Origin of the sequence: Liquorilactobacillus ghanensis DSM 18630 (assembly GCF_001435235.1) — a bacterium.
Lineage (GTDB): Bacteria > Bacillota > Bacilli > Lactobacillales > Lactobacillaceae > Liquorilactobacillus > Liquorilactobacillus ghanensis.
In genome coordinates, this window is sequence record NZ_AZGB01000030.1 from 13,486 (window position 1) to 31,713 (window position 18,228).

Consider the following 18,228-nt stretch of genomic DNA (forward strand, 5'->3'; position numbering starts at 1 on the left):
TCTAGAAAGGGAGTGATATCATGAGTTTAAAAAAGATAGGGAAAATACTAGAGCAAAATATTATGACTGGTATTTCTTACATGATACCAATTGTAATTGCAGGTGCTGTATTAATGGCGATTAGTCGTGTAGGTGCTTCATTTTATGGTATTTCAACAATCTGGGATAATAAATGGGCAGATAGTGCAAATTTTATGATTCGTTTCTTGCATACGGATGATGGTTGGGGTAGCGTTGCTTTAGGTTTGATGTTTCCAGTTATTTCAGCCTATATTGCGTACTCGATAGCTGATAAAGGCGGCATTGCCCCAGGGATAATTGGTGGAACTCTTGTAGCGAATATGAATGCAGGTTTTTTAGGAGCATTAGTTTCAGGATTGATTGCTGGTTATTCAGTTAAATTAATGATTAAATATATTCATTTGCCTAAGGCTGCTGAGTCAGTTTTACCGGTATTTATTGTGCCAGTTTTGGGAACATTTATTACTTTATTTTTAGTTCAATATGTAATTGGTGTTCCGTTTGCGGATTTAAACTCAGGGTTATCTGCTTGGCTAAAAAGTATGACCGGAACCAACCGGATTTTATTAGCCGCAATTGTTGGTGGGATGGTTGGATTTGATTTAGGAGGACCCGTCAACAAAGCTGCAGTTACAACAGCTATGGCTCTTGTAACAAGTGGTGTTTACGATCCTAATACTGCTGCTCAGGTAGCAATTATTATTCCTCCTTTAGGTTTAGGTCTTGCAACGGTTATTAATAAGAAAAAATTTAATTTAGAGCTTCAAGAAGCAGGTAATGCAGCTTTAGTTATGGGATTGATTGGTGTAAGCGAAGGGGCCATTCCATTCGCTGTTGAGTCACCTTTGAAAGTTGTTCCGGCTAATGTTGTTGGATCAGCGGTTGGGAGTGCTTTGGCAGTTGGATTAGGAGCCGTTAATCATGCTCCAATTTCTGGATTTTATGGATGGTTTGCTGTCGAAAAATGGTGGTTTTATATTTTATCAATTATTATTGGAACTTTGATTGTTACAGGGCTAACTTTGTTATTCCGAAAAAATGTAATAATTAAACCTGATGATCAAGTGGAGGAAAAGGATGAAACAAATGGAAAATATTTCTCAGAAGACGAATGGGAAAACTGATGAAATTGAAGTCTATTTAGTAAATCATACCCATTGGGATCGTGAGTGGTATTTCTCCCATCAAGATTCTTTGGTACTAAGTGATTTGCTATTTACTGATATAATTAATGAATTAGACAAACAACCCGAAGTTTCATTTACTCTAGATGGACAGTTGTCAATCCTAGATGACTATCTTAATTTACATCCTGAAAAATTGACTTTAATTAGAAAGCTCGTTAAAGAGAATAGACTCTTGATTGGACCATGGTTTACTCAACCAGATGCATTGCATACGCAAGGGGAATCTTTATTGCGCAATGGAATGATTGGTAAATTAACAAGTCAAAAATATGGGAAAACATTGAATATTGGGTATTTACCAGATACATTTGGTTTTAATAGTCAATTACCAATTATCATTTCTGAATTAGGTATGGAAAGTTTTATATTTTGGCGTGGTATCAATCCAGATCAAACTAAGAGTTTATATTTCAATTGGTACAATCTATCAAAAAGTCGCCATGTGATTGCAGTTAATATGCCACAAGGTTATGGAACTGGGATGCTACTAGCACCAACTAAAAGTTATGTTAACAAAAAACTTGATCCGGCAGTTGAGTTTATTAAGCAGTATCTACCTGCTAACTTTTCAAAAGTTCTGATTCCTACAGGCAATGATCAAATGTCAATTATTCATGATTTTTCTAAAAAAATAACTCAAATTAATAAAATTGGTAAATATCACTACTATTCAAGTAGCTTTTCACAATTTATAAATCAAATTAGTAAATATGACTTACCAAAATATTCAGGTGAGTTGATTGAACCAATTTTTGCTCGTATTCACCGAACTTGTGGCTCAAGTAGAATGCCTTTAAAGTTGGAAATTGTTCGTCTTGAAAATAAATTAATCTATCAAGTAGAACCACTTTTAGTAATGGCCCGTACTTGCGAAATCGATTTAAGTAATAATTTATTGGTTGAAGCTTGGAAAAAAGTTTTAGAAAGTCAAGCCCATGATAGTTTAGCTGGTAGTATCAGTGATAGTGTTGCGGAAGATATTCGACATCGGATTAAAGAAGGAAATGAATTAGCTGATGGAATTATCAATACGATTCAACGTTTGTTAGCTTTAAAATTGCGTTTAAAGCCAAATCAAGTTTTGATTTTTAATCCAGCATTAAAAGAAAACGATGGATATCATAAAATTAAAGTTTTTACTTCATCTAGATATGTTGAATTTGAAAATGCAGCTGAAACAGTTTTATTTAATCAGACTTATGTAAAAGCACGAGCACATATTTTACTGCAAAGTAGCGATGGAGATCATTATATTAATGAACCGGGGTACTTCTGCAGTGAGTATTTGGTAAAAAAGAAGTTATTTCCATTAAGTTATCAAGTGTTGACATTTCATGAAGTGCATGAAGTAGATAAGTTTTTAGAAAAATCAAATCAATCGACAAAAATAGTTGCAAGTAAAAATTTAAAATTGAAATTTGAATCAGGAATTGTTTCTCTAACAATAGATAATAAATCAATTAATGATTTTATTTATTTTGAAGATCAGGGTAATGCTGGCGACACTTATGATTATTCACCTCTTATAAATGATGAACCATTAAAACTGCATTTTAATCAAGCAAAAACAACTACAACTAAAAATGGCATACAACAACTTAAATTGTTTGGTGAGACAACCTTGGCAGCTGATTTGAATGAGCGGCAACAAAATAAAAAAACAGGTAGTTTAAAATATTCAGTTGTAATCACTCTTGATAAAAATCAACATCTAGGTATAGTAGTTAAGATTAATAATCAGATTGATGATCACTATTTGCGTTTGGTAATCAATACTGGGATTTTAAACCAGACCGCAATTGGATCTGTTCCATATGGATTTATTAAACACAAAACTGAAAATTTAAAAAACTGGAAAACCAAGTATAGTGAAAAGCCGGTAAATGTTTGGCCATTGGATAATAGTGTTTCTTTATCAAGCGGTCAGAGAGCGATTACAATCTATACAAGTGATATTAAGGAATACGAGCAAAATGGTAATTATTTAAAATTTACTCTACTAGCTACTACCAATCAATTAGGTAAGCCGAATCTTATTAATCGACCAGGTAGAGCCTCAGGTGATACTACCAAAGTAGGACATCCTTTACTCGCTACACCTCAAGCAGAATATCATGGTAAATTTGAATTTAATTTTGACATTCAATTTAGTAAACAATTTATGCCACAACAAATTGCAAACCAAAGCTACTTATTGAAAAGTTCAGCATTAACCTATCAAATGCAAAATTTAAATTTATTTGCTAATCGATTGGATAATAAATTACAAGATGATTTGGTACCCCATAAAAAATTACCACGTGAATTAAGTTTATTTAATAAAGAAATAAATTTATGCGTCAGTGCTTGTTATCCTGATTACTTTGATAAAAGTGCGGTAATTATTAGATTGTTTAATCCAACTGAGAAAAATATTTTGTATAAAGTACCTGACAACGCCGAAGTTGTTGATGCTTGTGATCAAAAGAAAAACTATTCAGGATTTGTTGCCAGTTATGATCTTATAAGTTTGAAATTTAAAAAATAATTCATTCTAAATTATATACAATAGGACAATTATTTTCTGAAAGAGAATAATATCCTATTTATTTTTGAAGGAGAATAAAATGCAAAACATTTTAATTGGATTATTTCCAGGGGTTATTTGGGGAACGGCACCGTTATTGTTGTATTATATTCCAACTAGTTCATTGAAAAAGCTTTCGGGGACAACTTTGGGTATTTGTATAATTTCTCTTGTAATTTTTGCTTTTAAAGATAAAGAGATTGGAACTGGGAATTTTTTGATTTTCTTCATCTCTGGTGTAGCTTGGGGAATCGGTCAGTATGGGCAATATATCGGTTATACATCGTTAGGAGTTAGTAAAGTTTTTCCTATATCTACTGGTTTGCAAATTGTTGGTAATTCATTAATCGGTGGAATAATTTTTAATGAATGGTCTAATGGTTATCAAGTACTCAAAGGATTAATTGGTATTTTTTTAATTTTAATGGGAATTGTTTTTAGTAATAATAAAAAACAACCAGACAGTATTAAACGCAGTAACTATTATTATTTGATTTTAATATTTACAACTAGCGGATATTGGTTATATTCTGCACTTCCTAAATTAGTTACAGCTAATAACACGCATATTGAATTAAGTGCTTTTTTATTACCTCAGGCTTTAGGTATGGTTTTTGTGGCTGGTATTTTAATCCTTTTAGTTGATCAAAATTCACAAACTGGTATAACTGTATCTATTTGTAATTTGGCAGTGGGGTGTTTATTCGGTTTTGCAGCTTTTGCCTATCTTTTATCTATTTCTGTTAATGGAATGGTAAATGCTTTTTTGATGTCGCAAAGTAATATCATAATTGCAACAATTCTAGGTGTTTACGTGTTAAAGGAAAGACAGGGTACATCTAAGATGAAACTTTGGAGCAGTTTGTTGTTTATAGTACTAGGAGCAATTATTATTATGATTTAACACTATATCATTCACCAATTGCTTTCTTAATTGAACAATTCAAGATCGAAAAATAAGGATTATTAAGAAAATGCAATTTTGATTAAAGTAAAAGTTCTCTTATTCACAATTACTTATTTTGAACCTTTTTCTGATATTTATATCTAATCGGTGTTTTATAAGAAAATATTTTAATAGATAATTGCGGTAGATTGTGATTTATATTACAATCAATGGAGGGTGGTGATTAAATGGGAAAAGTAGTAGTAAATGGCGTCGATGGTAACTTTGGTGGATATGTTGCACAGTATATCAGGAAATTATTACCAGATAATCAGTTAATTTTTACAGCTCCAAGTGTAAAAAAGCTTACAGATTATTCAGAAACAGCAATTGAATGTCGAGTAGCTGATTTTAATTCAATGAAAAATCTGACCAGTGCGTTTACTGGAGCAGAAAAAGTTTTATTGATTTCAATGCCATTTGTTGGTAAGAAAAGGAGACAAGCACATAAAAATGCAATTGATGCTTGTATAGCGGCTGGTGTTCGGCAAATTATTTATACATCGGTTTTATCTGCTGGAAATCCGCTGAATCCTAGTGTTGAAAATGTTGATCATGGTTATACAGAAGCGTTAATTCAAAATAGTGGAATTGACTATATTTTTTTGAGAAACTCGCTTTTTGCTGAAGCTTTTATAAGCGATTATATGCGGGCTGTAAAGTCGGGAGAAAATACAATCGAAAAAAATATGGGTGATGGTCGCGTTGGATTCATTTCACGACAAGATGCGGCATTTGCAGCTGCTTGTGCTTTAAATACTCATCTAATTCATCGGGAAGCTTTGAACATTAATGGTTTGGAACTTTTAAATTATAGTAGTTTTTTAAAAATTGCTAATAATGTTATTGGACAAAATATTACTTATACTCCGCGAACCGATCAAGAACTATTTGATTATTTTGATAGTATTGGTGTACCACGCAATACGGATGGCGATTTTTCTAAAAGCCCGATCAAAGCAACTTCTGAAGGAATGGTAACCTTTGGAACAACTGTTCGTGAAGGATTCCTAGATGTTTCGGCTAGTGACTTCAGCAGTTTATGCGCTCGATTACCAATCTCGGTTCGTTATATGTTTGAACACGTTGAAAACTATCTGTTGGGGGAACGTCATCCAACAGAATAGGTTAAAATCATAGCTTTGCTAAGGGAAACTAAGTCCTAGATTGTGTGCAGGCATAGTAATTACCAGCATCATATAGAATCTTCCAAGTAGTTAATACCTAACAAATTATACTGACTTTATTCATAATTTTTCAGAGTTATTTCCAGTAAAGTGCCACTCTGGATGTTGAATTAAACAAAGTAACCGTTCAGAGTAGCTATGGTAAACACTATGATAGTCAGTCAAATTGGGAAGATTCTTCGGGGGATACGTTAGTGATTAAAAAAATTACACTTGAATAACAGGTGTAATTTTTTTACGGGCTATTTTTAGTTATAGATCATAAATATTTTGTAAGCGATAGCTGAAATAATAGCAATTAGGGAAATAATCCGCAAATTTGATTGGTGAAATATACAGATGAAAGGAAGAGTTAGAAAAAAGGAGCAAAAGTTGTTATTGAATCAGTCAATAACAACTTTTGTTCCATATTTAATATTTTCATAAACCCATTTTGAGTCGGAAACACTCAGATGAACACAACCATGAGAAGACGGCTTTTTGCCTAAATCATTAGCATCAGATTGAATATAATTTCCTTGAGCATCAGTTGGCGTGGAATGAAATAGATATTCACCGTGATTCAACCAAGATACCCAATAATAAGCTCCTTCACCTACGCTAGAGTTATAGAAGGAATAACCTCTTTCAGCTTGAACATAATAAGTTCCCGTTGGAGTTTCACGATCCGGCGTTTGTACACCAGTAGAAGCATACATTGTATAAAGAGTTTGATTATTGTTCATTAAATACATACGTTGTTTTTCAATTGAAACGTGAATCCATAGATTCGGATATTTATTAACATTGGGATAAGGAACAGTCTCAGAAGATGCCCGCCAACTGATTGGTGTCCTCATTACCGAGGGTTTTGCTTTTTTATGTGACTTTGATGTGGTTAGCTTTTTTGCGCTTGATTTCTTTGAATATTTTAACTGTGATGTACGTGTTCTATTTGAATTTGTTTTAGGTTTTACACCATCTGCATTTAAGCCAGAAAAAGTTCGAATAAGAATAATTCCCATTAAAAGGCAAACCACAACTACTAAGCCTAAGAGATTTTTAATTTTTTTTGTTCCCCATAACTAGTCATTCCCCCGTTAAACAACCATAGCCATATAATGTATGTATTAACATATGTTTTTATTTAAACCATAACGATATAATATTATTACTTTCTTATTGTTAATGCAATACCAAATAGCAAAATTACTAAACTAAATAAAAAATAGTCTCAAAAATACTTTAATAATGAAAACCAATTTAGTTGCTGGAGTCCATTTATTCTTTATGATTGCCGGACTTGTATATCTGCCGATAATTGAGTAAGGTTAGCTTTATAAAAAGAAGATATATTAACAATTACCCTAACAGGAGAACTGATTATGGAAGAATGGCAAGACTTTTTTGCAGACAGAATTTTAACTCGTGGTAAATCATATTTTAAACAAAGCCGGGTAAAAGACTTGCTTTATAACAAGCAGCAACGGACTTGGACAGCAGCTGTTCAAGGTCGTCGTCTTTATCATGTTCAGATTAATTTGGATGATCGTGGTGAATTTGTTAATTTAAGCTGTTCCTGTCCATTTGCAAAGCAGGGGAATCCATGTAAACATCTAGCGGCTGTTCTTTATACATTAACTGCAGGTAAGGTATTGACCAAAAAACACCATGTAACTGCCCCGGCACCAACGCATAAATTACTGACAAAATTAAAACATCGGGTCGATCAGCAAGTTACAAATGATTATTATTTTGATTTAAGAAAAATTTTGGCTGGGATTGACATTGATGATGAAATTTTTCAAAAAGGACTTGATGTAGCCAAGAAAAGCGATTTTATTCCTGAGCAGTTAGCGTTGACTTATGATCAGGATCCACAAAATAGGCAATATCCGCCGGTATACGAACAGATCATTAATAGTAAAGGCTTTGGCAAAACTGGCAAACTTGCTTATTTGTCAGTTAAACGTGATCGCGTGATTAAAGTTGGCTGTCAGATTTGTTATCGTGAGGATAGGTTTTGTGAACATACAACTGTTTTATTATTGAAGTTGACTGATGAAATTATTGAAAATAATCCGGGCGATTTTACTAATTATTCAGGCGTATCACTTTTGAATAGTTGGGAAGAAGCAAAAACTAAGCAAAATCAAGCTGAATTGACTACTGCAAACCAACACCAATCGATCTCCTTGCGCCCAGAAATTATTATATTAGATGACAAGTTACTGGCATTGCGCCTGAAAATTGCTGAAACCGGTAAACGATTTTACCAAGTTAGAAATTTAATGCAGTTATTACAGGATTTTGATCGTCAAGCGACAATGCGTCTAGGTAGAAAGCAGCGACTTTCTTTACGAGTTGCCAGTCTGACACCAGATTCTTTACCGCTCTATGATTTTTTGCAGCGCAACGTCGCACCACTTGTTGATCTGCAAAAGGGATTTCAACAAACATATCTGGAGAATTCATTTTCAAGCGCGGCGTTTGGATTACATGGGTATGGTTCAAGTGCCTTATTGCTGGGACCGGCAACACTTGACGATTTTTTTCAAACATTCAATGGTCAGAAAGTATTTTTCATTGATGATTATTCCAAAGATATAAGCGACTTGGAATTAAGTGATGGTCAAGTGAATTTAAATATTAACCTGAAAAAATATTATGATGATACCAAGAATTTTCAGGGCTTAAAAGTTGAATCTAAACTACCAAAATTGTATTTTGGCAAAAAAGCAGTTTATTTTGTAACAGATGGCTTCTTTTACCGTACGAATTTATCCCAGAAAAGTCAAGTTAGGGCAATATTGAGCCATGGTAATTTTGAAGATAAAATTGATGCGCTAATTGGTAAACAGAATTTAGCTGAATTTTACTATCAGCAACTGCCAGAATGGCAAAATGATCCTAATATTACTGTGAACCAGCCTAAACTAGCAGCAGGTGAATTACCTGTTGAAGAAACTTTTACTTTTTTGCTGGATGAAACAAAGCAATATTTAACCTGTCAGGTAATTGTTAATAGGAATGGACAAGAAAAGAATCTGTTGGATCGGTTGCGTTTACTGCAAATTCACCAGAATGGTCGTGAAAAAAGAATTGAAACTGATTTAATGAAGTTTTTTAACCAAGTTGATCAAGCAGAGATGAATTATCAAGCAGAGTTTTCAGATGAACGGCTCTTTCAACTGTTGACCCAAATAATCCCTAAATTGCAGACTTACGGAACGGTTAAAGTTTCGACTGCGTTAAAAAAAGTCTCGCTTGTTTCTGCTCCAAAGGTTTCCGTTGGTGTTAAATTGCAGGGAAACTTGCTGAATTTACAATTCGATAGCCAAGACTTTTCTGCAGCTGAACTACAACAACTTTTTCAGCAATATCGACTAAAAAAGAAGTTTTATCGTTTGCCTAATGGTAGTTTAGTGAATTTAGCACAGGGAAATTTTGCGGAAATTAACCAATTGCAACAAAGCTTACAATTACCAGCTAAAGAGTTATTTGTAAGTGATCAGCAACTGGGGGCCAATCGGGCATTCTTTTTGGATCAGTTTCTCAAGGACAACCAAGTCAATTTGAATTTGAAAACGAATCAGCAATTTGAACAGTTGGTTAAACAGTTTGCGAAAGTTGAGCGCCAAAAGTTTGCTTTGCCTATGGAATTACAGGCAACATTAAGACCTTATCAAAAAGTTGGTTATCAATGGCTGCGGCTGCTGACGGCTAGTCATTTTAGCGGAATCTTAGCAGATGAGATGGGCTTAGGAAAGACTTTACAGATAATTGCATTATTATTAGCCAATCGCACAGAAGGTGTTATTAAACAACCAAGTTCGCTGATCGTCACACCAGCTTCATTGATTTACAATTGGCAAGCTGAATTAACCAAATTTGCATCACAATTGAAGGTTGCCTTGATTGCTGGAACACAAAAACAACGTCAGCTGCAATTGGAGTCGTTAACAGCAACTAAACCAGATATTGTAATTACTTCCTATGATTTGTTAAAGCGCGATCTGGAAGAATACCAAGACATTGATTTTGCTTTTGAAATTATTGATGAAGCACAGTACATCAAAAATCCGCGAACTGCAGCAGCCAAAGCGGTCAAGCAGCTTAAAAGTCAGATTCGTTTTGCTTTGACCGGCACGCCGATTGAAAATGGGTTAAGTGAACTTTGGAGTATTTTTGATTTTCTAATGCCGGGTTTTCTAGGAACCTACCATGATTTTCGCAGCAACTATGAAAATCCGATTATCAAGGATCAGCAAAAATCAGTACAGCAAAAATTAAATCAGCTGGTCTCACCATTTATTTTACGCCGTTTAAAGCGGCAAGTGCTTAAAGATCTACCGGAAAAAACGGAACAGGTTTATCTAGTCGAAATGGAGAAAAAACAACGAGCTTTGTATCAAGCGCAAACGAGTTTGCTGAAGAAACAGGTTGAACAGCAAAGCGAGCAGGAATTTAACCAAAGCAAACTTGAAATTCTTGCCGGTTTGACAAAACTGCGGGAAATTTGTTGTGATCCCGCATTAGTTTTTACTAACTATCAGCAAATGTCTGCTAAACGGCAAGCTTGTTTGGATTTAGTTGAGCAGGCAGTCAGCGACGGTCACAAAATTTTAATTTTTTCACAATTTGTCTCACTATTGAAAATGTTAGCCCAAGATTTGCAGACAGCCGGTTTTAAATTTTATGAAATCTTCGGCAGTACCGCCAAAAAACAGCGGACAATATTGGCAGAAAAGTTTAACCAAGATCAAGTCCCAGTGTTTTTGATTTCATTAAAAGCTGGCGGAACCGGTTTAAATCTGACGGGAGCTGATATAGTAATTCATTTTGATCCTTGGTGGAATAGTGCTGCACAGAGCCAGGCAACTGATCGGGCGCATCGAATTGGTCAGCAAAACAAAGTTAATGTTTATTCTTTAATTAGCAAGGACAGCATTGAAGAAAAAGTATTGCAGCTGCAGCAAGCTAAACAACAATTAGCTGATAATTTATTGAATAATGAAAAAATTACCAGTGGCAAATTAACCAAGGAAGATCTGCTGCAGATCTTGGAGTAAAAATTAAATTAATACAAAATAAAATGATCAAACTATCAACGTAAGATTAGCGGTAGTTTGATCGTTTTTTTATAGCAAACAAATACTTGAATTGTGACCGCTACACAACCTTTACATAAACAACACAATACCATAACGTTGATTCTTTATAATTAGAATCCTTGCCTGAAAAGTTTTGCTGCTAATAGCTTTCAATAAAAACAGGCATTTAAAAAATATGAGGAGTGCTTAATTCATGAAAGTACGTTTTGAAAATGTTTCTTTGAACTATGACAAGCAAAAAGAAGTATTGCATAATCTAAATTTTGAAATTCCTAATGGCAAGCTGACTTGTTTGCTCGGTCCCAGCGGCTGTGGAAAATCAACTACTTTAAATTTAATTAGTGGTTTGTTGCTGCCTTCAGCAGGAAAAATTTATTTTGATAAGCAGGATGTAACCAAAAAGGATGCGCTAGATCGCCGCGTTGGAATGGTTTTCCAAAATTATGCACTTTATCCCCACATGACAGTACTAGAAAATATTTGTTTTCCATTAAAAATGGCAAAAGTCAAAAAGAAGGATCAGCTTAAACGTGCGCAAGAATTGGCAAAGCTTGTACATATTAGTAATGAGTTGGATAAACATCCCGGAGAACTTTCAGGTGGACAGCAACAAAGAGTGGCCATTGCCAGATCTTTAGCAAAATCACCCTCAATTCTACTATTAGATGAACCGCTTTCTAACTTGGACGCCCGTTTACGAGTTGAAATGCGTGACGAAATTCGTAAAATTCAGGTGGCGACTGGTGTTACTACAGTTTTTGTTACGCATGATCAAGATGAAGCAATGCATATTGCCGATAAAATAATGATTTTAGATACGGGAGAAGTCCAGCAGTACACAACACCGAATAAAATTTATGATCGACCTAGTAACTTATTTGTGGCTAAATTTATTGGTAATCCAGAGGTCAATGTAATTCCTTTGGCAGATCTTAAAAGTGAGTTTGCCAGTTTTATTCCTAATGATATTTTGAAAAATGCTGTTTCGCTAATCGTTCGACCAGAAAGTATTGTTTCAGCTGATTCGACTCAGAAACTTCTGCCAGTTAATTTTCAAGGAAAATTATTGAGTGCTAGTCGCTTTGGCAAAGAAACGGCCGTTAGAATGAATTTTCAAGGGGAAACGATTTTAGCAACTGCGATTCTCCAAGAAAAACTTGAACAAAAAAGCGAATCTATTCATTTCCGGCTTAAAACAACCGGTGTTTTTCTAAGTGATCAAGCTGGAAAGATCATCTGGTCAGCTGATGGAGAAAGGATAGTCAATGATGATTAAGAAACCAACTTTGAAATCAACTTTAATTGGATTTTTATATTTAGCTCCAATGTTGCTAATTTTGCTAGTTTTTAATATTTTTCCAATTTTGGATTCTTTCGCAATGAGTTTTTTTACCAAATACAATTTTTACACCAATCAAATTGGTCAAATCGGTTTGGGGAATTTTAAAACACTCTTTTCTGATCCCAATTTTTGGTTAGCATTGAAAAATACTTTGATATTTGTTATAGGTGTTGTTCCAATTTCAATTTGTTTGTCGTTAGGGATTGCTTTGCTGCTTAATCATATCCGTTTTTTAGCCGGATTTTTCAAAACAGTTTACTTTCTACCATTTGTAACCAGCACAGTTGCAATTTCCTTAGTCTGGCAGTGGATCTATAACGATCAGTATGGCTTGTTGAATTTATTTTTGCGACATTTAGGGATCGGACCGATTAATTGGCTGAATGATCCGAAGTGGGCGATGCCGGCACTGATTATAATGACAATTTGGAAGGGATTAGGTTTTAATATTATTTTGTTTTTAGCCGGACTCAGCAATATTGATCAACGTTATGAGCGAGTAGCCCAAATTGATGGTGCTAACAAGTGGCAAACTTTTCGCTATATAATTTTCCCACTGTTATCGCCAATGACTTTTTTAGTTACCGTGATGAGTATTATCAGCGGATTCAAAGTTTTTGATGAGGTTTTTGTTTTGTTTGGCGGCTCTCCAGGACCGGGACAGGCTACATTAACGCTTGTCTTTTATCTGTATCAGAAGTTTTACACGGAGTGGCAATATGGATTGGCTGCGGCCTCAGGGGTGGTGTTATTTTTCCTGATTTTAATCGTTACGGTGATCAACTATTTATACAGTCGCAAACATATCTATTACGTTTAGGAGGTCAGGCATGGATAAACAAAAAATCAGTCGCTTACTCGAATATTTGATTCTAATTTTTGGCGGCATTTTAATGCTGATTCCATTCTTATGGATGCTTGATACAGCTTTAAAATCCGGTTCGGAAGCAATGACGATTCCGCCAGTGATTATCCCCAAGAAACTGCAATGGATGAATTTCGTGCTCGCTTGGCATGCGGCACCGTTTCTTCGGTATTTCATTAATAGTGTCATTGTTACAGTTATTACTACTTGCGGTCAGCTGCTTACAACGATTTTAGCCGCCTATGCTTTTGCAAAGCTGGAATTCTATGGGAAGAAAATAGTTTTTATGATTTGTCTAACGACCATGATGGTTCCGGGAGAAATGCTGATTATTCCTAATTTCATTACTTTATCGAAATTTCATATGATCAATACTTACTATGCATTGATTATTCCTTGGTTAGCCAGTTTCTTTGCGGTTTTTACTCTGCGTCAGACGTTTATGTCAATTCCAGACGAGATTTATTATTCAGCCAAGATTGATGGGGCAGGTGATTGGTATTTTCTGTGGCATATGTTGGTTCCATTAGCCAAACCGACAATTATTGCGCTGGCAGCTTTGGAGATCATCAATAGTTGGAATTCATTTATGTGGCCATTGATCGTAACTAATTCTGATAAGATGCGTACTTTGCCAGTCGGACTAAGTAATTTTACAACAGATGCCGGAACGCAATTTCAATTATTAATGGCAGCTTCAACGATCATTATCATTCCGATGCTGCTGGTATACATTTTTTTGCAAAAATACATTATTGCCGGAGTTAGTCGTTCCGGGCTAAAAGGCTGAGCGGACAAATTATTTATTTTAAAGGAGGTGATGCTTAGATTCAAATGTTATGCTGTGGTTTTTATTTTTAACACTTTTACATTAAAAAGGAGAAGAAAATAATGAAAAGAATTAAGCTGGTACAGTATTTTTTAGCAGTTTTAGCAGTTAGTTTGATAGTGACTTTGGGTGGAGCCAGTACCAATGTTCAAGCTGCTTCAACTAAAAAGACGAAAATTTCTCTTTGGACTGGATTGACTGGTGTTTATGAAAAAAACCTACAAAAAATCACTAATGGATTCAACAAATCGCAAAATAAATATCATGTGGTTTTAACATCGCAAGGTACCTATGACAAAATGAACCAAAAAGTTATGGCTGCTGCTAAATCCAACAATCTTCCAGTCTTGGGGATGGCACTATATACCAGCCTACCGGATTACAAGCATAATGGTTTTATTCAAAGTCTTGATCCATTATACAAGAGTATGCCGAAAAAGAATGTTAAAGACATATATGCTTCTTTCCGTGATGGATCCAAAGTTGACGGCAATTATTATTCAGTTCCCTTATCAAAATCGGTACGTATTTTGTACTACAACAAAGATATTTTGAAAAAATATAATTTAGCAGTACCTAAAACTTGGAATCAGCTGCGAGCTGATGGGCAAAAATTAAAAGAACATCAAATTTATGCATATGGATTTGATCAGAGTTTCCAGATGGAATGGGAAGGTATGCTGCATGCTGCGGGAGTAACACCAATTTCTGGTAAAAAGGTTGCTGTAAATTCGCAACCATCAATTAAAGCGGCTAACTTTGTCCTTGATATGGTTAAGAATGGGACAGCTAAATCAGCTGGATCAGATGTTTATTGGACACAGAGTTTTGTTAATGGCCAGTCAGCCTTTTACATTGGGTCTTCAGCTGCCGTTGCTTCAATCAAAGAAGCAGCTAAAAAGTCATTTAATTGGGGTGCTGCAGTTGTTCCATCATATGAAGGAAAATCTGGTACAGAAGTTGCCGGCAATGATTTAGTATTATTTAAAGGAGCAAGCAAAGCTGAAAAATCCGGTGCTTACAAATATTTGAAATATCTGCTTAAACCAAACGTTACAGCAAAATGGGCTGAAGCAACCGGTTATCTTCCAGTCTCCAAAAAAGCTGTTGCCTCAAAATCATTTCAACAGTTTTTGAAAGATAATCCGTATGATCAGGCGGCGGTAGATTCACTGCCCGATTCATTTTCACAAAAAGCATTTGTCGGTTTTAACCAGTATTACACTGATTCAAATACAGCATTTGATAGTATGCTGAACAAGAAAACTCCTGCTAAAAAAGCACTTGACAACTTAGCTAAACAGACTAAAACAACCTTAGCAGGAAATTAATTATTTTAAAAAATAGAGAAGGGTTTTAATTGACTTTTGTTAGATTTTTAGGCGGCTTAAAAACAATTGGCGGCAACATTGTGGAAATAAGTCAGGGTAACTCTCGAATAATTACTGATTTTGGATTAACGCAGCAGTCTTCGCAGGCAGACGTAAAAACTTTATTGGCAAAACACGATTTACCTGCAGTGCCGGAACTTTTTTTGCCGCAAATTAATAAAGAGGAATATGTTCATCAAGCGATTTTTATTTCACATTTGCACTTAGATCATACAGCAGCTTTAGAATATTTGAAAAAAAATATTCCCGTTTATATGTCACGAGCGAGCTATGAATTGTATCAACAATTAGTTAAGTCAGGCTTAGCAACAAATTTAAAGCTTGATTTTCAGGTTTTTGACCCCGAAGTACCGGTAAAAATCGGTAATTTAACAGTTACCGGTTTTGCCAGTGATCACGATATTGTAGGTATTAGTTCGCTTTTAATCAGCGATGGCAAACATAATTTTGCGCATTCGGGAGACATTCGATTATTCGGCGATCATTATGATGAAGTGGAAAAATGGACAAAAAAATTTAATAGCTTGCATTTAGACTTATTTTTACTTGAAGGAACCAGCTTTAGTTTTCCTGATGATAAAGCTGGTCAACTTGAACAACTGCAGCCGGAAGTTAATCGAGAAGTTGAATGCGGTCAAAGATTCGCATTGGCTTTAAAATCATTAACAGCAGTACCGGTAGTTAATCTTTATCCGCGAAATATTGAACGTTTGGTTAGATTTCAAAAACTTGCCTTGGCCAATCAACGGCCAATTGTCTGGGAACCGGCTTTTGCTCGTTTGCTAAAGCATTATTTACCGGCAGAAACCATATTTACGCAGACCGCGGGGATCACTGGAACAACGGTTGTTACTTGGAAACAAATTAATGCGGCACCGCAAGAATATGCTGTTCAAAATAGTTTTACTAATTTAAAGCAGCTGGTTAAGTTGAACAAATTTGCTTATTTGCATGCTGATGGTGGTCCATTAGGCGATTACGATCCTGATTATCTACAGTTAAAAGCTTTTTTAGTCGGACAAAATGCTACTTTTCAGCGTATCGGTACTTCAGGTCACGCTTCAAAACGAGAGCTCGTTAAGGTTGCTGAAATGGTTCGGGCACAAAAAACGGTAATTTGGCATTCTTTTGAACCGCAACTGGCTGAAGCAGCGTTAGAAGCCAATGGACTAGTAACTTTTTTACCGGAGTTGAATCATAAATATCTGTTTAAGTGAGGGAAGTAAATGATTCTGCGAATTTTAGAAACCAGCGATGTCCATGGACACTTGCTAGCTACTGATCAGGGTGGATTAGTAAAACAGGCCGCTTTAATCAAACGTTTGAAAAAAGCAGCTTTACCTGATGAACAAATAATCACGATTGAAAATGGCGACTTTATTCAGGGTTCACCATTGGCTTACTTTGTGAATGAAGAAATTCATCAACCACAGATTCTAGAAGCAGCTTTGGATTCAGTCGGATATGATGTTTCGCTTCTTGGCAATCATGAATTTAATTATGGCAAGAATTTCCTTGAAAAATCCTTGTCTTTCCGTACCACACCAATTATATGTGCAAATATTTTGGGGAATGATGGTCAACCTTATTTTGGGACACCTTATAAAATTTTGAAATGTGGCCAATATCGAGTAGCAATTTTAGGATTGACAACTCAATATATTCCCCATTGGGAGCCAACTGCTCATCTTAAAGATTTGAAGTTTGTTTCAGCAGTTACAGCGGCTAAAAAAATCCTACCGATCCTGCGGCAAAAAGCTAATGTTATTCTGGTTGCTTATCATGGTGGATTGGAACGGGATTTAAAAACAAATCAGTTGACCGAACCGTTGACCGGTGAGAATGAAGCAGCTGAGTTAGCAAAATTGCCGGGAATTGATGCTTTAATTACTGGACATCAGCATCGTCAAATTGCCGACTATATTAATGGTATCCCTTTGATCCAACCGGGCTGTTTTGGAGAAATGGTAGGTGAGATCGTATTTGAAATTCAGGCTGGCAAGGTTATCAATTCTCAACCTAAACTGCTTTCAGTTGAAAAAGAGAAGGCTGATCCGATTTTAACTCAACAGTTAGAACAAGTTAAATCAAAGTTAGCTGCTTGGTTGGAGCAACCAGTCGGTAAGACTGAAACTAATGAATTAGAAATTCATGATCATTTTCAGGCAAGATTGAAGGGACACCCCTTTATTGAATTCATTAACCAAGTGCAGTCAGCAGCAACTGAAATTGATATTTCGGCAGCGGCCCTGTTTAATAATCAACAACCGGGTTTTTCTGATCCGGTAACTATTAGCCAGATTCAGGCTAATTATCCGTTTAATAATGGCTTAGCTGTCTTACAGATTTCTGGTGCGGATTTAAAGGCTGCGTTGGAACAATGCGCCAGCTATTGGAGCTTAAGAAATGATCAAATAATTGTCAATCCGGCTTATGTTTTCCCAAAGATCCAACATTTTAATTATGATATTTATCGTGGAATCGATTATACGATAAAAGTCAGTCGGCCGATCGGCAGTCGAATTATTAAGTTAAATTATCACGGCCATCCGATTGCTGCTAACGAACAGTTAAAGATAGTATTAAATCAATATCGAGCATTAGGCGGCGGTGATTTCAAAATGTTTTCTGCTGCTAAAATAATTAAAGAAATCCCAATTGAAATGCCTAGACTGCTAATTAATTATTTGAAGGAACATTCACCAGTTAAAGTCGGAAAAACAAGTAATTATCAAGTTATCAAATAACCATAAGTAAGCTGTCCATAATTTAAAAGGGCAGCTTTTTTGTAGTTCAAGTTT

At 35.3% G+C, this 18,228-nt stretch carries 12 protein-coding genes; 11 read left to right on the top strand and 1 reads right to left on the bottom strand.

What is annotated here, in order from left to right; all coding sequences use genetic code 11:
- The first annotated feature begins 20 nt into the window (after positions 1 to 20).
- The 4 genes from FC89_RS11755 (at position 21) to FC89_RS11770 (ending at position 5,847) form a co-directional block, all read left to right on the top strand.
- Entirely contained in the window at positions 21 to 1,145 is a 1,125-nt protein-coding gene (locus FC89_RS11755; RefSeq protein WP_057872725.1) for a PTS fructose transporter subunit IIC, read from the top strand.
- Positions 1,099 to 3,735: a glycoside hydrolase family 38 N-terminal domain-containing protein gene (locus FC89_RS11760; RefSeq protein WP_235804425.1), complete on the top strand. Its 2,637-nt coding sequence runs from the start codon at positions 1,099 to 1,101 to the stop codon at positions 3,733 to 3,735. The genes FC89_RS11755 and FC89_RS11760 overlap by 47 nt, the downstream gene beginning before the upstream one ends.
- A 79-nt stretch (positions 3,736 to 3,814) precedes the next feature.
- On the top strand, positions 3,815 to 4,678 hold the full coding sequence (locus FC89_RS11765; RefSeq protein WP_057872726.1) for a GRP family sugar transporter: 864 nt from the start codon (positions 3,815 to 3,817) through the stop codon (positions 4,676 to 4,678).
- 230 nt (positions 4,679 to 4,908) lie between these two features.
- A complete protein-coding gene (locus FC89_RS11770; RefSeq protein ID WP_057872727.1) occupies positions 4,909 to 5,847 on the top strand; it encodes an NAD(P)H-binding protein in 939 nt (312 codons plus the stop codon).
- A 443-nt stretch (positions 5,848 to 6,290) separates the two neighbouring features.
- Here FC89_RS11770 and FC89_RS11775 read toward each other — a convergent pair whose 3' ends face one another.
- A complete protein-coding gene (locus FC89_RS11775) occupies positions 6,291 to 6,911 on the bottom strand; it encodes a L,D-transpeptidase (RefSeq protein WP_057872728.1) in 621 nt (206 codons plus the stop codon).
- Between the two features lie 360 nt (positions 6,912 to 7,271).
- On the opposite strand from FC89_RS11775, the gene FC89_RS11780 reads away from it, so the two are divergent.
- The 7 genes from FC89_RS11780 to FC89_RS11810 all read left to right on the top strand — a co-directional run bounded on the left by FC89_RS11780 (position 7,272) and on the right by FC89_RS11810 (position 18,174).
- A complete protein-coding gene (locus FC89_RS11780) occupies positions 7,272 to 10,958 on the top strand; it encodes a DEAD/DEAH box helicase (RefSeq protein ID WP_057872729.1) in 3,687 nt (1,228 codons plus the stop codon).
- 235 nt (positions 10,959 to 11,193) lie between these two features.
- Positions 11,194 to 12,276 carry an ABC transporter ATP-binding protein gene (locus tag FC89_RS11785; protein WP_057872730.1) on the top strand — a complete coding sequence of 361 codons (1,083 nt, stop codon included), beginning with the start codon at positions 11,194 to 11,196 and terminating at the stop codon, positions 12,274 to 12,276.
- A complete protein-coding gene (locus FC89_RS11790) occupies positions 12,266 to 13,162 on the top strand; it encodes a carbohydrate ABC transporter permease (RefSeq protein WP_057872731.1) in 897 nt (298 codons plus the stop codon). Before FC89_RS11785 ends, FC89_RS11790 begins: the two co-directional genes overlap by 11 nt.
- Before the next feature lie 10 nt (positions 13,163 to 13,172).
- Positions 13,173 to 13,997, top strand: a complete 825-nt coding sequence (locus tag FC89_RS11795) for a carbohydrate ABC transporter permease (RefSeq protein WP_057872732.1) — start codon at positions 13,173 to 13,175, stop codon at positions 13,995 to 13,997.
- 101 nt (positions 13,998 to 14,098) lie between these two features.
- Entirely contained in the window at positions 14,099 to 15,367 is a 1,269-nt protein-coding gene (locus tag FC89_RS11800; RefSeq protein WP_057872733.1) for an ABC transporter substrate-binding protein, read from the top strand.
- 29 nt (positions 15,368 to 15,396) lie between these two features.
- The gene (locus FC89_RS11805; RefSeq protein ID WP_057872734.1) at positions 15,397 to 16,644 is read left to right on the top strand and encodes an MBL fold metallo-hydrolase; all 1,248 of its coding nucleotides are present in this window, start codon (positions 15,397 to 15,399) and stop codon (positions 16,642 to 16,644) included.
- Between the two features lie 9 nt (positions 16,645 to 16,653).
- Entirely contained in the window at positions 16,654 to 18,174 is a 1,521-nt protein-coding gene (locus FC89_RS11810) for a bifunctional metallophosphatase/5'-nucleotidase (protein ID WP_057872735.1), read from the top strand.
- Positions 18,175 to 18,228: the final 54 nt, after the last annotated feature.

Coding starts and splice junctions, on each gene's coding strand:
- FC89_RS11795 (WP_057872732.1), top strand. CDS start 13,173: ATGGATAAACAAAAAATCAGTCGCTTACTCGAATATTTGATTCTAATT.
- FC89_RS11755 (WP_057872725.1), top strand. CDS start 21: ATGAGTTTAAAAAAGATAGGGAAAATACTAGAGCAAAATATTATGACT.
- FC89_RS11810 (WP_057872735.1), top strand. CDS start 16,654: ATGATTCTGCGAATTTTAGAAACCAGCGATGTCCATGGACACTTGCTA.
- FC89_RS11800 (WP_057872733.1), top strand. CDS start 14,099: ATGAAAAGAATTAAGCTGGTACAGTATTTTTTAGCAGTTTTAGCAGTT.
- FC89_RS11790 (WP_057872731.1), top strand. CDS start 12,266: ATGATGATTAAGAAACCAACTTTGAAATCAACTTTAATTGGATTTTTA.
- FC89_RS11780 (WP_057872729.1), top strand. CDS start 7,272: ATGGAAGAATGGCAAGACTTTTTTGCAGACAGAATTTTAACTCGTGGT.
- FC89_RS11765 (WP_057872726.1), top strand. CDS start 3,815: ATGCAAAACATTTTAATTGGATTATTTCCAGGGGTTATTTGGGGAACG.
- FC89_RS11770 (WP_057872727.1), top strand. CDS start 4,909: ATGGGAAAAGTAGTAGTAAATGGCGTCGATGGTAACTTTGGTGGATAT.
- FC89_RS11775 (WP_057872728.1), bottom strand. CDS start 6,911: ATGGGAATTATTCTTATTCGAACTTTTTCTGGCTTAAATGCAGATGGT.
- FC89_RS11785 (WP_057872730.1), top strand. CDS start 11,194: ATGAAAGTACGTTTTGAAAATGTTTCTTTGAACTATGACAAGCAAAAA.
- FC89_RS11760 (WP_235804425.1), top strand. CDS start 1,099: ATGAAACAAATGGAAAATATTTCTCAGAAGACGAATGGGAAAACTGAT.